Annotated in this window: 11 protein-coding genes; 7 read left to right on the top strand and 4 right to left on the bottom strand. The window is 68.4% G+C overall.

Annotated features, from left to right (window positions below):
* Positions 1 to 140 precede the first annotated feature (140 nt).
* Both ACSYS9_RS18645 and gshB read right to left on the bottom strand, forming a co-directional pair.
* On the bottom strand, positions 141 to 1,025 hold the full coding sequence (locus tag ACSYS9_RS18645; RefSeq protein ID WP_071228217.1) for an energy transducer TonB: 885 nt from the start codon (positions 1,023 to 1,025) through the stop codon (positions 141 to 143).
* Complete coding sequence (gene gshB / locus ACSYS9_RS18640) at positions 1,025 to 1,972, bottom strand: glutathione synthase (RefSeq protein ID WP_049400397.1); 948 nt, start codon at positions 1,970 to 1,972, stop codon at positions 1,025 to 1,027. The genes ACSYS9_RS18645 and gshB overlap by 1 nt, the downstream gene beginning before the upstream one ends.
* 240 nt (positions 1,973 to 2,212) lie before the next feature.
* Here gshB and pilG point away from each other — a divergent pair, with 240 nt between their 5' ends.
* The 7 genes from pilG to ACSYS9_RS18605 all read left to right on the top strand — a co-directional run bounded on the left by pilG (position 2,213) and on the right by ACSYS9_RS18605 (position 14,196).
* Positions 2,213 to 2,614: a twitching motility response regulator PilG gene (gene pilG / locus ACSYS9_RS18635; RefSeq protein WP_005418455.1), complete on the top strand. Its 402-nt coding sequence runs from the start codon at positions 2,213 to 2,215 to the stop codon at positions 2,612 to 2,614.
* Between the two features lie 18 nt (positions 2,615 to 2,632).
* Complete coding sequence (locus ACSYS9_RS18630) at positions 2,633 to 2,995, top strand: response regulator (RefSeq protein ID WP_005410717.1); 363 nt, start codon at positions 2,633 to 2,635, stop codon at positions 2,993 to 2,995.
* Complete coding sequence (locus tag ACSYS9_RS18625; RefSeq protein WP_005410716.1) at positions 2,995 to 3,525, top strand: chemotaxis protein CheW; 531 nt, start codon at positions 2,995 to 2,997, stop codon at positions 3,523 to 3,525. Before ACSYS9_RS18630 ends, ACSYS9_RS18625 begins: the two co-directional genes overlap by 1 nt.
* A gap of 41 nt (positions 3,526 to 3,566) precedes the next feature.
* Positions 3,567 to 5,603, top strand: a complete 2,037-nt coding sequence (locus ACSYS9_RS18620) for a methyl-accepting chemotaxis protein (protein WP_071228216.1) — start codon at positions 3,567 to 3,569, stop codon at positions 5,601 to 5,603.
* A 100-nt stretch (positions 5,604 to 5,703) separates the two neighbouring features.
* Positions 5,704 to 12,408 (top strand): Hpt domain-containing protein, encoded by a 6,705-nt coding sequence (locus ACSYS9_RS18615; protein ID WP_071228215.1) that lies wholly within the window; start codon positions 5,704 to 5,706, stop codon positions 12,406 to 12,408.
* Positions 12,395 to 13,735 carry a chemotaxis protein CheB gene (locus tag ACSYS9_RS18610; RefSeq protein WP_071228214.1) on the top strand — a complete coding sequence of 447 codons (1,341 nt, stop codon included), beginning with the start codon at positions 12,395 to 12,397 and terminating at the stop codon, positions 13,733 to 13,735. The genes ACSYS9_RS18615 and ACSYS9_RS18610 overlap by 14 nt, the downstream gene beginning before the upstream one ends.
* A complete protein-coding gene (locus ACSYS9_RS18605) occupies positions 13,732 to 14,196 on the top strand; it encodes a chemotaxis protein CheW (protein WP_032130103.1) in 465 nt (154 codons plus the stop codon). The genes ACSYS9_RS18610 and ACSYS9_RS18605 overlap by 4 nt, the downstream gene beginning before the upstream one ends.
* 108 nt (positions 14,197 to 14,304) lie before the next feature.
* On the opposite strand, the gene ACSYS9_RS18600 is transcribed toward ACSYS9_RS18605, so the two are convergent.
* Complete coding sequence (locus ACSYS9_RS18600; protein WP_071228213.1) at positions 14,305 to 15,042, bottom strand: 16S rRNA (uracil(1498)-N(3))-methyltransferase; 738 nt, start codon at positions 15,040 to 15,042, stop codon at positions 14,305 to 14,307.
* On the bottom strand, positions 15,033 to 16,424 hold the full coding sequence (bioA, locus tag ACSYS9_RS18595) for an adenosylmethionine--8-amino-7-oxononanoate transaminase (protein WP_071228212.1): 1,392 nt from the start codon (positions 16,422 to 16,424) through the stop codon (positions 15,033 to 15,035). Before bioA ends, ACSYS9_RS18600 begins: the two co-directional genes overlap by 10 nt.

The following is a 16,424-nucleotide window of genomic DNA, read 5'->3' as shown; positions in this document are numbered from 1 at the left end:
CAAGTCTCGGGGGTCACTTCAAGGATGGGTTTACGGCGTGTCCTGCCCAGCCACCCCGCCACACCAAATCCACAGTCCAACCGCCGCCTTTGACGTTGACGTTCAGCGGGTCCCGGGCCGCAGGCCCGGGCAACAGAACCCTATCGATCGTCGTGCAGGGTGCCGCCCGGCAGGAACACCCACGTGCGGGTGACCTGCAGGATATCGATCTCATCCTCGGTCTTCGGCAACGGCGGGAACGGCTGCGCCAGCTTCACCACCCGCAGCGCCGCCTCATCCAGCAACGGCATCCCGCTCGAACGCAGGATCCGGCTGCTTTCCACGCTGCCATCGCGGCGCACACCCACGCTGATCACCACCTGGCCACCCAGGCGGCGCTGCCGGGCCTCGTCCGGGTAGTTCAGGTTGCCGACGCGCTCGGCGCGATCGACCCAGGCACGCAGGTAGTTGGCATAGGCATATTCGCGCGTGCTGGCCGACACGAACTTGCGGTTCGGACGCTTGGCGTACTGCGCCGAGCGCAGGTGGACTTCGGCGGCCAGGCGCGCCATCTCCACGTCGCGCTGTTCGCGTGCGCTCAAGGGCGCATCCGGTTCGGGCTGATCCGGCGTGGGCCGGGACTGTGCCTGCGCGACCACCTCTTCGCCATTGCGGCTGCTGACCACCCGCGCCTGCGGCGGCGGAACCGGTGCGGCCGATTGCTGCTGCTGCGGCACCGGGCTGATTCCAGACTGGGCCTGCGGCACGATGCCGGCCTGGTTGTCGCGCGGACGCTGTGCGCGGTCGTGCTCGCCACCGCCTTCCTGGTTGGCCGCGGCCAGGAAATCGGCCTGCTTCGGGGTCAGCGCGGTGCGGGTCTGGCTGAAGATGACTTCCAGTGTCGGCACCAGCGGCGCATCGCCCTTCACGGCGAAGCCCACGCCCAGGATCAGCAGGGCGTGGACCAGCACCGACAGCGCGATGGTCGCCCCCAGCCGTTGCGCTTCGCGCGGCGGCGGGGGCAGGACGGCAGGTGCGGCAGACATCAGCGCAGGCCGGCCTCGAGTGCGTCGAACAGGGTGCCAGCGATGTTCAGGCCGTACTGCGCGTCCAGTTCGCGCACGCAGGTCGGGCTGGTCACGTTGACCTCGGTCAGGTAATCGCCGATCACGTCCAGGCCGACGAAGCGCATGCCGCGGCGCTTCATCTCCGGGCCGACCTGGGCGGCGATCCAGCGGTCGCGCTCGCTCAGCGGGCGGCCTTCGCCGCGGCCGCCGGCGGCCAGGTTGCCGCGGAATTCATCGCCCTGCGGGATGCGCGCCAGGCAGTAGTCCACCGGTTCGCCATCGACCAGCAGGATGCGCTTGTCGCCGGCGGTGATGTCGGGAATGAACTTCTGTGCCAGCGCCATCCTGTGGCCGCCGTCGGTCAGGGTTTCCAGGATCACATTCAGGTTCGGATCGCCCTTGCCGCTGCGGAAGATCGAGCGGCCGCCCATGCCATCCAGCGGCTTCAGCACGGCCTGGCCGTGTTCCAGGGCAAAGGCCTTCAGCGCCTTGGCATCGCGGCTGACCAGGGTCGGCGGGCAGCACTGCGGGAACAGCAGGGCGGCCAGCTTCTCGTTGTAGTCGCGCAGGCCCTGCGGGTTGTTGACCACGCAGGCACCGGCAGCGGCGGCCACGTCCAGCACCTGGGTGTCGTAGATGTACTCGGCGTCGACCGGCGGGTCCTTGCGCATCAGCACGATCTGGCCGGGACCGAACTCGGTACGGCTGAACGCACCCAGCTCATACCAGCCGGCCGGGTCGTCGCGCACCTGCAGCGGTGCGGTCTGGGCCACCGCCACGCCACCTTCCAGGGCCAACCCGCCCGGGCGCACGTAGTGCAGGGCATGGCCGCGGCGCTGGGCTTCCAGCAACATGGCGAAGGTGGTGTCCTTGGCGATCTTGATGTGGGCGATGGGGTCCATCACCACGATGACGTTCAACGGCATGGGCGCACCTGTCTGGCAAGGCGTTGATGGTAGCGGCAACGTCGGTCGCGCGCCTCCCCGCCGTACTGCAACGCAGCGTCCGCCCGGCGGTCGCGCACGCATTGCGAAACCCGTCACGTTCAGGAGGGTGCCATGCCCCGCGCCATGGGGCGGCCTTGAAGCGGGCGCGGAAAGTGCGATATAGATACGCTTTCGTAGCGGCCCCCGCCAGAGATCGGGCCGTGCGCTTGGGGATAGGCAATGACTGAAAACACGACTGCGGGCGGGGAACTCGCAGGACTCCGGGTGATGGTCATCGATGATTCGAAGACCATCCGCAGGACTGCGGAAACGCTGCTCAAGCGCGAAGGCTGCGAGGTGGTCACCGCCACCGACGGCTTCGAAGCGCTTGCGAAGATCGCAGACCAGCAACCGCAGATCATCTTCGTCGACATCATGATGCCGCGCCTGGACGGCTACCAGACCTGTGCGCTGATCAAGGGCAACCAGCTGTTCAAGGCGACCCCGGTCATCATGCTGTCGTCCAAGGATGGCCTGTTCGACAAGGCGCGGGGACGCATCGTCGGCTCGGAGCAGTACCTGACGAAGCCTTTCACGCGTGAAGAACTGCTGGGTGCCATCCGCACATACGTCAACGCCTGACCAGGGGGGAAAGGCACAATGGCTCGTATCGTTCTGATCGAGGATTCACCGACCGACCGCGCGGTGTTCACCCAGTGGCTGCGCCGTGCCGGCCATGAGGTGCTGGAAGCGGACAACGCCGAGGATGGACTGCAGCTGGTCCGCGACCAGGTGCCGCAGCTGGTGCTGATGGACGTGGTACTGCCCGGCATGAGCGGCTTCCAGGCCACCCGCGCGATGGCCCGTGACGCAGCGATCAAGCACATCCCGGTGATCATCGTCAGCACCAAGGCGATGGAAACCGACAAGGCATGGGGCCTGCGCCAGGGCGCAGCCGATTACATCGTCAAGCCGCCGCGCGAGGATGAACTGATCGCGCGGATCAACGAACTGGTGGCCTGATGCGCTCGCCCTTCGACATCCTCGAAGCCTACGAACGGCGCAGCCTGGCCCATGCGGTGCAGCTGCCCGAACGGCAGTTCGCCCAAGACCTCTGGCGTGGCGTGGGCTACCGCGTCGGCCAGCGCCGGCTGGTATCCGATTTCCGCGAAGTGGTGGAAATCGTGCCGATGCCGCCGGTCACCCCGGTGCCGTGCGCGCAGCCGTGGCTGCTGGGCGTAGGCAACCTGCGCGGCAACCTGTTCCCGGTGGTCGACCTGAAGTACTTCCTGGAAGGCACGCGCACCGTGCAGCAGGAAGGCCAGCGCGTGCTGATCATGCGCCAGGCGGGTGGCGACGTCGCGCTGACCATCGATGAACTGTTCGGCCAGCGCAGCTTCGAACTGGACCAGCAGATCGCGGCCGGCACGCTGGCCGAAGGACGTTACGGCCACTTCGTCGATCGCGCCTTCCACGCCGACGGCCACGACTGGGGCGTGTTCTCGCTCTCGCTGCTGTCGCGTACCCCTGAATTCCGGCAAGCCGCGGCCTGAGGCCGGGCATCGCCCCCTGCATTGAAGATCGAGGTTGAACGATGAGTACTGCTTCGGACGCCACCAAGACCGGCAAGCTGCGGCTGGGCGGCAGCAACCTCTGGCTGTTCCTGCTGCTGGCATCGATGATCCTGTTCGGCGTCAACACCGGCGTCGCCACCTGGCAGGGCAGTCGCCTGGCCGATGCCGGCTCCAAGGCGGCCGACCTGCAGGTGCTGTCACAGCAGCTGGCCAACCAGGGCCGTGATGCGGTGGGCGGCAACGCGCAGGCGTTCACCGCCTTCAAGGCCACCCGCAACGCGATCGAACAGAACGTGTCGACCCTTCAGGGGCGCTACGGCAAGGAACCGGGCGTGTTCGGTGCGATCGCCACTCTGGCCGAGACCTGGGCGCCGCTGGGCAAGCAGGCCGGGCAGCTGGTTGCCAGTGAACCGGCGGTGCTGGCGCTGGCCGGCAATGCCAACAACTTCACCGGCGCGGTGCCGGGCCTGCAGGCCCAGCTGAACGAGCTGGTGCGCGCGATGTCCGCCTCGGGCGCGCCGTCGTCGCAGGTGTACAGCGCACTGCAGCAGGTCGTGGTGGCCGGCTCCATGGCCCGTCGCGTGACCGAAATGCGCGCCGGTGGCAGCGCTGCGGCGACGTCCGGCGATGCACTGGCACGCGACATCACCGTGTTCTCGCAGGTGCTCGACGGCCTGCGCAACGGCAACGAGGAACTGGGTATCACCGCCGTGCGTGGTGCTGCCGCCGTGGCCGCGCTGGAGCAGTCGCAGCAGAAGTGGGAAGCGATGAAGCAGGACGCCGACGCGATCCTGGCCAGCTCGCGCCAGCTGTTCGCCGCACAGTCGGCGGCCACTGCGCTGGGCCAGGGGTCGGCACACATGCTGGACGACAGCCGCAAGCTGTTCGAGGCGTTCTCCTCGTTCGGCTCGGTGTCCGATACCCGCCTGTTCCCGAACTTCTGGATCGGCGTGGTGTCCGGTGCGCTGTCGCTGATCGCGATCATCGGCTTCGTCTCCACCAACGTGCGCAGCCGCTCGCGCGAGCAGGAACTGCGTTACCAGACCCAGGTGGAATTCAACAGCCGCAACCAGCAGGCGATCATGCGGCTGCTGGACGAAATCTCCTCGCTGGGTGAGGGCGACCTGACCGTGAAGGCCTCGGTGACCGAGGACATGACCGGCGCCATCGCCGACGCGATCAACTACGCGGTGGACGAGCTGCGCCACCTGGTGACCACCATCAACGACACCTCGGCCAAGGTCGCGCTGTCCACCCAGGAAACCCAGGCCACTGCCATGCAGCTGGCAGAGGCGGCGGGCCATCAGGCCAACCAGATCACCTCGGCCTCGGACCGCATCGGTGAAATCGCGGCGAGCATCGAACAGGTGTCGCGCAACTCGGCCGAGTCGGCCGACGTGGCACAGCGCTCGGTGGTGATCGCTGCCGAAGGTGCCGGCGTGGTGCGCGAGACCATCCAGGGCATGGACCAGATCCGTGACCAGATCCAGGAAACCTCCAAGCGCATCAAGCGCCTGGGCGAGTCGTCGCAGGAAATCGGCTCGATCGTGGAACTGATCAACGACATTTCCGAGCAGACCAACATCCTGGCATTGAACGCGGCGGTGCAGGCGGCTTCGGCCGGTGAAGCGGGCCGCGGTTTCGCGGTCGTGGCCGACGAAGTGCAGCGCCTGGCAGAACGCACCTCGGGCGCAACCCGACGCATCGAGAACCTGGTCCAGGCCATTCAGGCCGATACCAACGAAGCGGTCACCTCGATGGAACAGACCACCGCCGAAGTGGTGTCCGGTGCACGCCTGGCCGAGGACGCCGGCACCGCACTGACCGAAATCGAGCGCGTGTCCAATGCACTGAACACCCTCATCAAGAACATCTCCATCGCCGCCCAGCAGCAGTCGGCTGCGGCCTCGGACATCACCCGCACCATGGGCGTGATCCGGCAGATCACCGGCCAGACCTCGCAGGGTGCCGGGCAGACCGCCGAATCGATCGGTCACCTCGCGCAGCTGGCGGCCGACCTGCGCCGTTCGGTCGCCGACTTCAAGCTGCCGGCGTGACGCGGGCAGGGCGGCGAGCAAGGAACCAGTCGATGAAGCATTTCCATTTCCCACGCCAGAACTCGCGCGGCCACCGCGCGGCGGCGAACGGAGCGCGTCCATGAGCAGTCTGCGCGATGCGATGAGCCACGCAGCGCTGGGCTGGGTCAAGCCCGAGCTGGACGAGACCCTGCGCCAGGTGCGCAACGAGGTCGAGTACTACGCGGAAGACCCGGCCGATGCCAGCCGCATGCGCATCTGCGCCGGCTACCTGCACCAGGTGCAGGGCACCCTGCGCATGGTCGAGCTGTATGCCCCGGCGATGGTGGCCGAGGAGCTTGAACAGCTGGCCAATGCCATCGGCGCCGGTAGCGTGGCTGATCGGGATGAAGCCTGCGCGACCCTGATGCGCGGCAGCGTGCTGCTGCCCGATTACCTGGAGCGCCTGCAGAACGGTCATCGCGATATTCCGATCGTGCTGATGCCGCTGCTCAACGAGATCCGTGCCGCGCGAGGCGAGGAAGGTGTGCATGACAGCGTGCTGCTGGCGTTCGCGCCGGACAGTGTCAGTGCCACCGAGGCCGAGCTGGACCATGCCCGTGGCAGCCTGAGCGGGCGCAACCGCGAGCTGCTGGATACCGTGGGCAGCGCGGTGAAGGAAGAACTGCTGCGCATCAAGGATGCGCTGGACCTGCACCTGCGTACTGGCGGTGCGCCCGAACAGCTGCAGACCCAGGCCAACGAACTTGGCGCCGTGGCCGATACGCTGGGCATGATGGGCCTGGGCGTTGCCCGCGGCGTGGTCGTGCAGCAGCGCGATGCGCTGCGTGGCGTGGTCGAAGGGCGCCAGCAGATCGACGAGAACCTGCTGCTGGATATCGCCGGCGCATTGCTCTACGTGGACGCGTCGCTGGACGACCAGGTCGCCCATCTGGGCGCCGGCGGCAGTGGCGAAGATGACCCCAGCGCGGTGGAGAACCGGCGCACGGTGGAGGTGCTGGCACATGAGGCCATCGCCAACTTCGCCGCCGCCCGCGAGCATTTCGTCGCCTTCATCGAAACCAGCTGGAACCATGCCGAGCTGCAGGACGTGCCGCGCCTGCTGGGCGATGTGTCCGGTGCGCTGCGCATGCTCGACCTGAACACCGCCGCCGATTACCTGCGCGGTGTGCAGCAGTACATCGAAGCCGAGCTGATCGGTCGCCAGCGCGTGCCCAGTGGCCGCCAGCTGGACACCCTGGCCGATGCCATGGCCAGCCTGGAGTACTACCTCGAGGCTCTGCGCGACCGCCGCCCGGGCCGCGAGGACATCCTCGACATCACCCGCAGCAGCCTTGAAGCGCTGCGCTATTGGCCGTTGCCGGACCGCAATGCGGTGGAGCCTGTTGCCGCCGCGCCGATTCCGTTCGCATCGCTGCTGGTGGACCGCGAGCCGATCGCGCTGCAGGCCGAGCCGCTGCAGCCGGAGCCCATCGAGATTCCAGTGCAGCCGGCCGCGCCCGCCGCCGGTACGGTGCCGGTGCCGCTGCCGGACTTCACCTTCGATCCGCCACCGGCCACGCCTGCACCGGAGGTGGTGGACAACCGCCTGATGTTCGGGGCGCTGGGGAGTGTCGCCTCCACACCGCTGTCGCTGCATGACGACGCGGATGCACCGCTGGTCTTCGCCGCCTCCAGCGCGCCTGCGCCCGAGGTACCGCAATGGGATCTCGCACCGTTCCATCCGGACTCCGAGCCGACCGCGAGTGCCGAAGACGAGCGCAGTCCGACCTTCGCCAGCTTCGACCCGGTCAGTTTCGAACGGGCCGAAACCAGCGTGGAACCGGCGCCGCAGTGGACACTGTCGGAGGCAACACCACCGGCATTGGCCGATGTGGCTGTGATGGATGTCGAGGACGACGTCGACGCGTCGGTGCCCTTCGACACCGCTGACGTTGCCGCGCCCGTGTTCGACCCGGTGGCTGCCGAGCACGATGTGGTCGCCGCCGGTGACGACGTGGTGTTCCGTTTCGACGCCGATGCGCTGGACAATGCCGACGACGTGCTGTCGCTGCATGCGATGGAGACGCTGTCGCTGGACGACGACGCCGGATTGCACCCGGCGCTGGAGATCGTCGATCCCGCTGCATCCGTGCGGGTGGACGAAAGCCCTGTGGTTGCCGAAGCGGACGCGGTTCCGGCGGATGTGCAGGAGGACGTGCCTGCGCCGATGGCCGAGGTGCTGACGCCGGTCTCCGATGCACCGGCACCGGCGGTGTCGGTGATTGATATCGACACCATCGCGCCCATCGACTTCAGCGAAGCCGACGCGCAGTTCTTCGCCGAGCTGAGCGCCGCGGCGGCCGACTTCAATCCGCAGGCCATGGCGGCTCCGCCCGCTGCGGACATCCCGGTCGTGGCCGGGACCGAGGCCGGCTTCGAGGCCGGCTTCGAGGCCGGCTTCGACGACGATGCCGAGAACATCGACGAGGACATCCGCGAGGTGTTCCTGGAAGAGTTCGACGACGAGCTGGCCAACTTGGGCACGCTGCTGCCGGCATGGCGCACGCAGCTGGACAACATGGACCGGCTGCGGCCGATCCGCCGCATCTTCCACACCCTCAAGGGCAGTGGCCGCCTGGTGGGTGCACGCACCCTGGGCGAGTTCGCCTGGAAGATCGAAGGCATGCTCAATCGCGTGCTCGATGGCAGTCGTCCGGCGACTCCGGCGGTGCTGGCGATGGTCGACAACGCCCATGCCGCGCTGCCGCAGCTGAACGCCGCGCTGCGCCATGGCCAGCGCATCAGCGTGGACCTGCAGGCGATGCAGGCCATTGCCGATCGGGTCGGTGCCGGCGAGGAGACCTTCTACGTGCCGTTGCCGGCTGCGGCCGCACCGGCAGCGACACTGGCCGAGTCCGAAGGCGAAGACGAAATCAGCCGCCTGCTGGAAGCCGAGGCCGCTGCGTCGGCGCAGGCCGATGCCACGGCGGTGGCGGAAGACGCCGGTACCCCGGCCAACATCGACAGCGTACTGCGCGAGATCCTCGAGGCCGAGGTCGAAGTCCACCAGGCGACCCTGCAGGAATGGCTGCGCTCGGCGCAGCAGGCACCGCAGCCGGTCAGCGACGCACTGCTGCGTGCGGTGCACACCATGAACGGCGCCTTCGCGATGACCGAAGTGCCGGAAATCACGGCGGTCACCGGCGGTGCCGAGTCCTACATCAAGCGCGCCCTGGCCGCCGACGTGGTGCCTGGCGACGAGGGCGTAGCTGCACTGGATGCGACCGCGCAGGCGATCACCGCGACCATGGAAGCGCTGCAGGCCGAACAGCCGCGGATTGTTCCGCAGGGCGCGTTGGTGCAGCGGCTGCAGGCATTGGCCGGCGAGCTGCCGGAAGCGCGCTGGCCGCTGTTCGCGCTGGAAGACGAGGACGAGGAGGGCGTCGAGCTGGCGCCTGATGCCGAGCAGGCATCCGCGGCCGAAGCGCCGCTGGCCGGGCTGGACACGCTGGACGAAACCAGCATGCCGTCCGCTTTCGATGCGGCGACCGATCTCATTGCCGAGCCGCAGTCGCATGCCGAAGATGCGCTGGAACCGGTTCCAGCTGCAACCGGGCTGGAGGCGCTGGACGTCGCAGCCGACAGCGGCCTGGACGTGGGCGAGCTGACCGCCAGCGACGATCTTTCGCGTTACTTCGACGCCGGCTGGCCGTCGGTGCCGGGCGAAGGTGAACCTGCCGCGGACGACACCGGCGCGATTGAATCGATCCAGCCGATTGAAAGTGCGCCTGATGTTGCCCAGCACGAATCAGATGCCGTGCCGGCGATCGCGACGGTCGACGACGCTGACCTGACCCTGGCGGACGATCTGTCGCCGTACCTCGACGCCAGTGCGCTGCCGGTGGATGACCGCGACGCGGAAGAGTTGCCGGTGTCTGCGGAAGTTGACGCGATCGACCTGAATACGCCGTTGCCGTTTGATTCGGACAGTGACGATGACAACGTCATTGACGACGCTGCTGCACTGCCACTCGACAGCGAGCTGTCGAGCCTGCAGGATGAAATGGCTGTGCCGGGTTTTGCAGAACCGGTCACGCTGGCAGCCGCGCTCGAGGCCGGCCTGCACGTGATCGCGGAGGAGCAGACCCTGGACGACGACGGGCAATGGCCCGTGATCGGCCTCCAGGCCAGCGAACTCGCGCCGGGTGAGGCAGATGCCTTTGCCGAGGATGCGGACGTCGGCGGGGAGGCGGCGGTCGGTGAAGGAGAGAGCGCCGATCAGCCGTCCCCGGCGACGGTGATTGAGGAGATCACCGCAGAGGCGCCGCAGGGCGGCACTGCTGCGGTGCGCTTCTTCGAAATGGAAGACGCACCGGGCCAGGGCACGGTCAATACTGATGCACAGGTTGCAGCGACAGACATCGTGCCGCGTGCGCCGCACCACGAGCAGGCACCTGTTGCGGCGGATGCCGAGGACGGCGCCGATGCACTCGACTTCAGCGTGTACGACCGCGAGCTGGTCGATATCTTTGTCGAGGAAGGCAAGGACCTGCTCGACCACTGCGATGGCCTGATCAGCGAACTGCGCGATGCACCGCAGGACCGCGAGGTGCTGGCCGGCCTGCAGCGTGACCTGCACACCCTGAAGGGTGGCGCACGCATGGCTGGCATCAACGCCATCGGCGATCTCGGCCACAGCATCGAATCGCTGCTGGAGGCGGTGGCCGCTGGCCGCACCGAGATCGAGCGCCGCGACGTGCAGTTGCTGGAGCGTGGCTTTGACCGCCTGCACCAGTTGCTCACCCGCACCGGCGCGCACCGCGTGGTGGAGCCGGCGCAGGATCTGGTCGAAGCCTTCGAGGTCCGCACCACCATCGATATCGCCGCAGCCGCTGCGGCCGCGCGTGTGGCAAGCGAGATCGAGACCGTGCCCGCACAGGCCGCGGGCCCGCTGGCGACCCTGATCGAAGCGCCGCTGTCGGCTCCGCTTCCGGCCGAGGGCGTGGTCGATGAAGATCCGCTGGCGCGTCCGCAGCAGGAGCAGGTCCGAGTGCGTGCCGACCTGCTCGACCGCTTGGTCAACCATGCCGGTGAAGTGGCGATCTACCGCTCGCGGCTTGAACAGCAGCTGGGTGCCTTCCGTGGTGCCATGGGCGAACTGGAGCGCACCAATGCGCGACTGCGCGACCAGCTGCGGCGACTCGACCTGGAAACCGAGGCGCAGATCGTCGCCCGCTACCAGCGCGAACAGGACCAGGCCGACCAGAAGTTCGATCCGCTGGAGCTGGACCGCTTCTCCACCCTGCAGCAGCTCAGCCGTGCGCTGAACGAGTCGGCGGCCGACCTGGGGGGCCTGCAGGGCGTGCTGGACGATCTGTCGCGCCAGTACGATTCGCTGCTGCAGCAGCAGTCGCGCGTCAGCTCCGAGCTGCAGGATGGCCTGATGCGCGCGCGCATGGTGCCGTTCGATGGCCTGGTGCCGCGCCTGCGCCGCGTGGTCCGCCAGTCCGGCATGGATACCGGCAAGCAGGTCCACCTGACCCTGGAAGGAACCCACGGCGAACTGGACCGCAACGTCCTCGACCGCATGGTCGCGCCGCTGGAACACATGCTGCGCAACTCCGTGGCCCATGGCCTGGAAGCGCCGGAACAGCGCCGCGCCGCCGGCAAGCCGGAGGAGGGCGAGATCGCCATCCGCCTGCACCGCGAAGGTTCGGAAATCGTGCTGGAAGTGGCCGATGACGGTGCTGGCCTGGACCGCGAGGCGATCCGCCGCCGCGCCATCGACCGTGGCCTGCTGGCCGCCGATGCGCAGCCGAACGAGCAGGAGCTGGACAACCTGATCTTCGCGTCCGGCTTCACCACCGCCGACCAGGTCAGCCAGCTGGCCGGTCGTGGCGTGGGCATGGACGTGGTGCGCAACGAAGTGCGCCAGCTCGGTGGCTCGGTCGACATCCAGTCGGTGCGGGGCCAGGGCGTACGCTTCACCCTGCGCCTGCCGCAGACGCTGGCCGTCACCCAGGCGGTGTTCGTGCAGATCGGCGAAACCACCTTCGCGGTGCCGGTGGCCTCGGTCAGTGGTATCGGCCGCCTGTCGCGCGAGCGTTTCGAAGCCGCCGACAGCAGCTACCGTTACAGCGGCGAAGACTATCCGCTGTACGACCTCGGCAGCCTGGTCGGGCAGGCCCCGGCGCGTGCCGATGGCCAGGACCAGGTGCCGCTGCTGCTGGTCCGTGCCGGTGATCTGCGTGCCGCCGTGGCGATCGACCAGGTGCTGGGCAACCGCGAAATCGTGGTCAAGCCGGTCGGCCTGCAGATCGCGTCGGTGCCGGGCATCTACGGTGCCACCATCACCGGCGATGGCCGCGTGGTGGTGATCCTGGACGTGGCGCCGCTGGTGCGCCGCTTCCTCGCCAACCCGACGCTGCCTGTGCTGGCCAACGCACCGCGCCAGGAGCGCCAGGTGCCGCTGGTGATGGTGGTCGACGACTCGCTGACCATGCGCAAGGTCACCGGCCGCATCCTCGAACGCCACAACTTCGAGGTCAGCGTCGCCCGCGACGGCGTGGAGGCGCTGGAGCGGCTGGAAGAGCGCGTGCCGGACCTGATGCTGCTGGATATCGAGATGCCGCGCATGGATGGCTACGAGCTCGCCACCGCGATGCGTGCCGACCCGCGCTACAGGGACGTGCCGATCGTGATGATCACTTCGCGCAGCGGTGACAAGCACCGCCAGCGCGCCTTCGAGATCGGTGTCCAGCGTTACCTGGGCAAGCCGTACCAGGAACTGGACCTGATGCGTAACGTGTACGACCTGCTGGGGATCGCCCGTGTCCGTGAGTGAAACCCAAGCGGCTCCGGCCGTGGCCCTGCTGGCCCGTCCCGGCGCGGCGCGCGAGCGCCTGCGTGAGGCGTTGTCGCACGCCGATGTGCAGCTGGTGCTGGAAGATGATCCCAACACGCTGGAGGCGCGGGTCCTGCAGGAGGCGCGCCCGCAGTTCGTGGTGATCGCGCTGGAAGCCGCCATCGAGGACGCCTTGGAGCGCCTGGAAGCGGTGCTGTCCGCACCGGGCCTGACCCTGGTGTTCGACGAGGCCGAGCTGGCCGCACGTCGTGATGGCTGGGAGGCTCAGCGCTGGGGCCGTCATCTGGCCGCCAAGCTGCATGGCCACCAGCAGGTGTTGCCGCCGGGGGCCGAAGAAGAACCCAGCCTGCAGCTGGAGCCGGGCCACCCGGCACCGCCGCCGGCGCCACAGGAAGAGGCGCTGCAGCCGCACCTGGACCAGGCATTGAGCTGGGCCGGCGAGGTCCCCGCTGACACTCTGTACTCGCCGCCTGTACAGCTGCACGAACCGATCGCGCTGGAACAGGCGCTGGCCGCGCTGCAGCCGGTGGTGCCTGAGCCGCTGCAGGCCCCCGCACTGCCGTCGCTGGCAGAGACCGCGTCCGCAGTACCGCCGCTACCGCCGGTCTCCTTCGACCACACCGCCTGGTCGCTGGTCGAGGACGAGGCCGATGCCTCGGCAACCGCTCCGCACCACGCTGCGGTGGAGGCTCCGCTGCCTTCCTTCGATACCGGTCATCTGAGTCTGGTCGATCTGGACGCTGCTGCGCCCGTGGGCGCACGCGCCGGATCGCTGCTGGTGCTGGCCGGCATCGGTGGCCCGGATGCGCTGCGTCGCCTGCTCGGCGCGCTGCCGCCTTCGCTGAGCGTGCCCGTCCTGGTGCACATGCGCCTGGATGGCGGGCGCTACGGCAACCTGGTCAAGCAGATGGCACGCGTGTCGCCGTTGCCGGTGCAGCTGGCTGAAGCCGGCGAGCGTGCAACTCCGGGTGAAGTGCACGTGCTGGCCGATGACATCGGCGTGCAGGCAGCCAGTGACGGCCTGCATTTCGTCAGCGACGCGCAGGGCATTGCGATTGCCGCGCTGCCAGCTGACCACACCGCGCTGGTCCTGCTCAGCGGCGCTGACCTTGCGCATGTTGGTCCGGCGCTGGATCTGGCCGCCGCCGGTGCATGGGTGGCCGGGCAGGTGGGCGAGGGCTGCTACGACCCGGCTGCGGCCACGGCGGTGGTTGCTGCCGGCATGGTGGCCGGTGAACCGCAGGAACTGGCGCAGGCGATTGCCGCGCGCTGGGGTGAGCAGGACGACAACGGAGAAGCACCATGAGCTATGCCAGCAATGACGAAATCCGCGGCGTCCTGATCCAGGCCGGCAACGCGCGCGTGCTGCTGCCCAATGCCACCGTGGCCGAAATGATGTCGCGCGTGCCGGTGCAGCCGGTCTCCGGTGCGCCGCGCTGGCTGGTCGGCGAGATCGGCTGGCATGGCTGGCAGGTGCCGCTGGTGTCGTTCGCACGTCTTTCGGGACTGGGCGAAGAAGCCGTGGGCGGCCACAACAAGGTGGTGGTGCTGAAGGCCCTCAGCGGCAACGCGCAACGCCCGTACTACGCCCTGCTGACGCAGAACTTCCCGCAGCTGATTTCGGTGCCGCGCGACGGCCTGCTGGCTGACGCCTCGGAAGAAACCTTGCCGGACATCGTGCACATGCGTGTGCTGCTGGGCGAGCAGAGCGCGCTGCTGCCGAACCTGGACGCGCTGGAAGCCGCCCTGGATTCGCTGGCGGCCTGATCGGACATCCGCCGGGCATTTTGAATTCCCGGTAGTGCCGGCCGCTGGCCGGCATCCACGGAATCATGCGGTTGCCGGCCAGCGGCCGGCACTACCAGGAATCGGGCCTTACCCCAGATCCCCCAACCGTGCCTGCAACGCTGCAATCGCGGCCAGGCCGGCCGTTTCCGTGCGCAGGATGCGCGGTCCCAGCTGCAGGCCCTGGAAGCCCGCGGCCGCCAGTTGATCACGGTCGCGTGGCGACCACCCCCCTTCCGGACCGATTGCAATCACGATGCCCCCGGCAGGCGCGGCGTCCAGCGTCGACAGCCTGTGCGCACCCTGCGGGTCCAGGGTCAGCCGCAGCGTATCGGGCGGCAGCGCCGCTGCCGCCTGCGCCAGCGACAGCGGGGATCCCACCTGCGGAATGCGCGCGCGCCCGGACTGGCCGCAGGCCGAGGTCACCACATTGTTCCAGTGCGCCACGCGCTTCTCCGCCCGTGCTGCATCCAGCTTCACCTCGGTGCGCTCGGCGTTGACCGGAATGATCGCCGCCACGCCCAGTTCGGTGGCTTTCTGCAGGATCAGGTCCATCTTCTCGCCACGGGCGATGCCCTGCAGCAGGGTGATCGCCAGCGGCGATTCGTTGTCGATGGCCTGCACGGCGTCGATGCGCACCTGCACTTCGCGCTTGCCGGCCACGGTCAGCGTGGCGCTGTAGTCATGGCCGTCGCCGTTGAACAGCACACAGGTATCGCCCTCGCGCAGGCGCATCACCCGCACCAGATGGTTGGCGGTCTCTTCCGGCAGGGTCACGGTCTGGCCGCTGTGCAGCGCCAGGTCGATGGGGCAGCGGGTCACGCGCATGCAATCGCCTCGTCAATCGCCGCCAGCGTGGTATGTGCCAGCAGCTCCAGTTGTTCGTCATCCACGCAGTAGGGTGGCATCCAGTACAGCACGTCGCCCAGCGGACGCAGTACCACACCGCGCTTCAGCGCGGCCTTGTAGGCGTGCAGGCCCAGCCGCATGGCCGGGTCGAACGGTGTGCGCTTGTTGCCATCGCGCGACAGCTCGAACGCCACCACCATGCCGGCCTGGCGCACGTCGGCCACGTGCGGATGGTCGCTGAACGGTGCGGCCAGCGTGCCCATCACCGAGGCGATGCCGCGGTTGCGGGCGATCACATCGTCGTCGCGGAAGATGTCCAGCGTCGCCAGCGCGGCCGCGCAGGCCAGCGGGTTGCCGGTGTAGCTGTGCGAATGCAGGAACGCGCGCTCGCGCGAGTCGTCGAGGAACGCGTCGTACAGGGCCTGCGTGGCCAGTACCGCGGCAAGCGGCAGGAAGCCGCCGGTCAGGCCTTTCGAGAGGCACATCAGGTCCGGCATCACCCCGGCCTGCTCGCAGGCGAACAGGGTGCCGGTGCGGCCAAAGCCTGCGGCGATCTCGTCGGCGATCATGAATGCACCGTGCGCATCGCACAGTTCGCGCACGCGCTGCAGGTACACCGGGTCGTGCATGCGCATGCCGCCGGCGCACTGCAGGCGCGGTTCCAGGATCACCGCGCAGATCTCGCCCGGGTGCTGGTCGAACAGCGTGGCCAGTCCATCCGCGGCCTGCCGCGCGCGATCTGCCGCACTCTGGCCCGGCTCGGCCAGGTAAGCGTCGGGCGAGGGCGCGAACAGGCCTTCGGCCAGCAGCGGTGCATAGACACGGCGGTACAGGGGGATGTCGCCCAGCGCGAGCGCGCCCAGGGTCTCGCCGTGGTAGCCGTTCTCCAGCGCGATGAAGCGCGTGCGGCGCGGCTCGCCACGGTTCTGGAAATACTGGAAGGCCATCTTCAGCGCCACTTCCACGCCGGCGGAGCCGTTGTCGGCGTAGAACACCTTGGCCAGCGGTTCGCGGCCAGGCTGGCGCGGGGCCAGCGCCAGCAGGCGTTCGGCCAGGGTGATGGCTGGCTCATGACCGAAGCCGGCCAGCATCACCTGTTCCAGCTGCGTGGCCTGGGCGGCGATGGCACCACCGATGCGAGGTTCGGCATGACCGAACAGGTTGGTCCACCAGCTGCTGACCGCGTCCAGGTAGCGGTTGCCGTCGTGGTCGAACAACCAGGCGCCCTGGCCGCGTGCGATCGGGACCAGTGGCAGGGTGTGCGGATGCTCGCGCATCTGCGTGCACGGGTGCCACAGCACCTGCAGGTCGCGCTGCCGCCAGTGCTCGACCAGCGGGGAGGGGGTTGGGTCTGCTAGCAT

It is taken from the genome of Stenotrophomonas sp. STK17_22, assembly GCF_051983905.1.
In the GTDB taxonomy this organism is placed as follows: Bacteria; Pseudomonadota; Gammaproteobacteria; order Xanthomonadales; family Xanthomonadaceae; genus Stenotrophomonas; species Stenotrophomonas maltophilia_A.
This window is presented reverse-complemented; position numbering and strand designations above follow the sequence as displayed.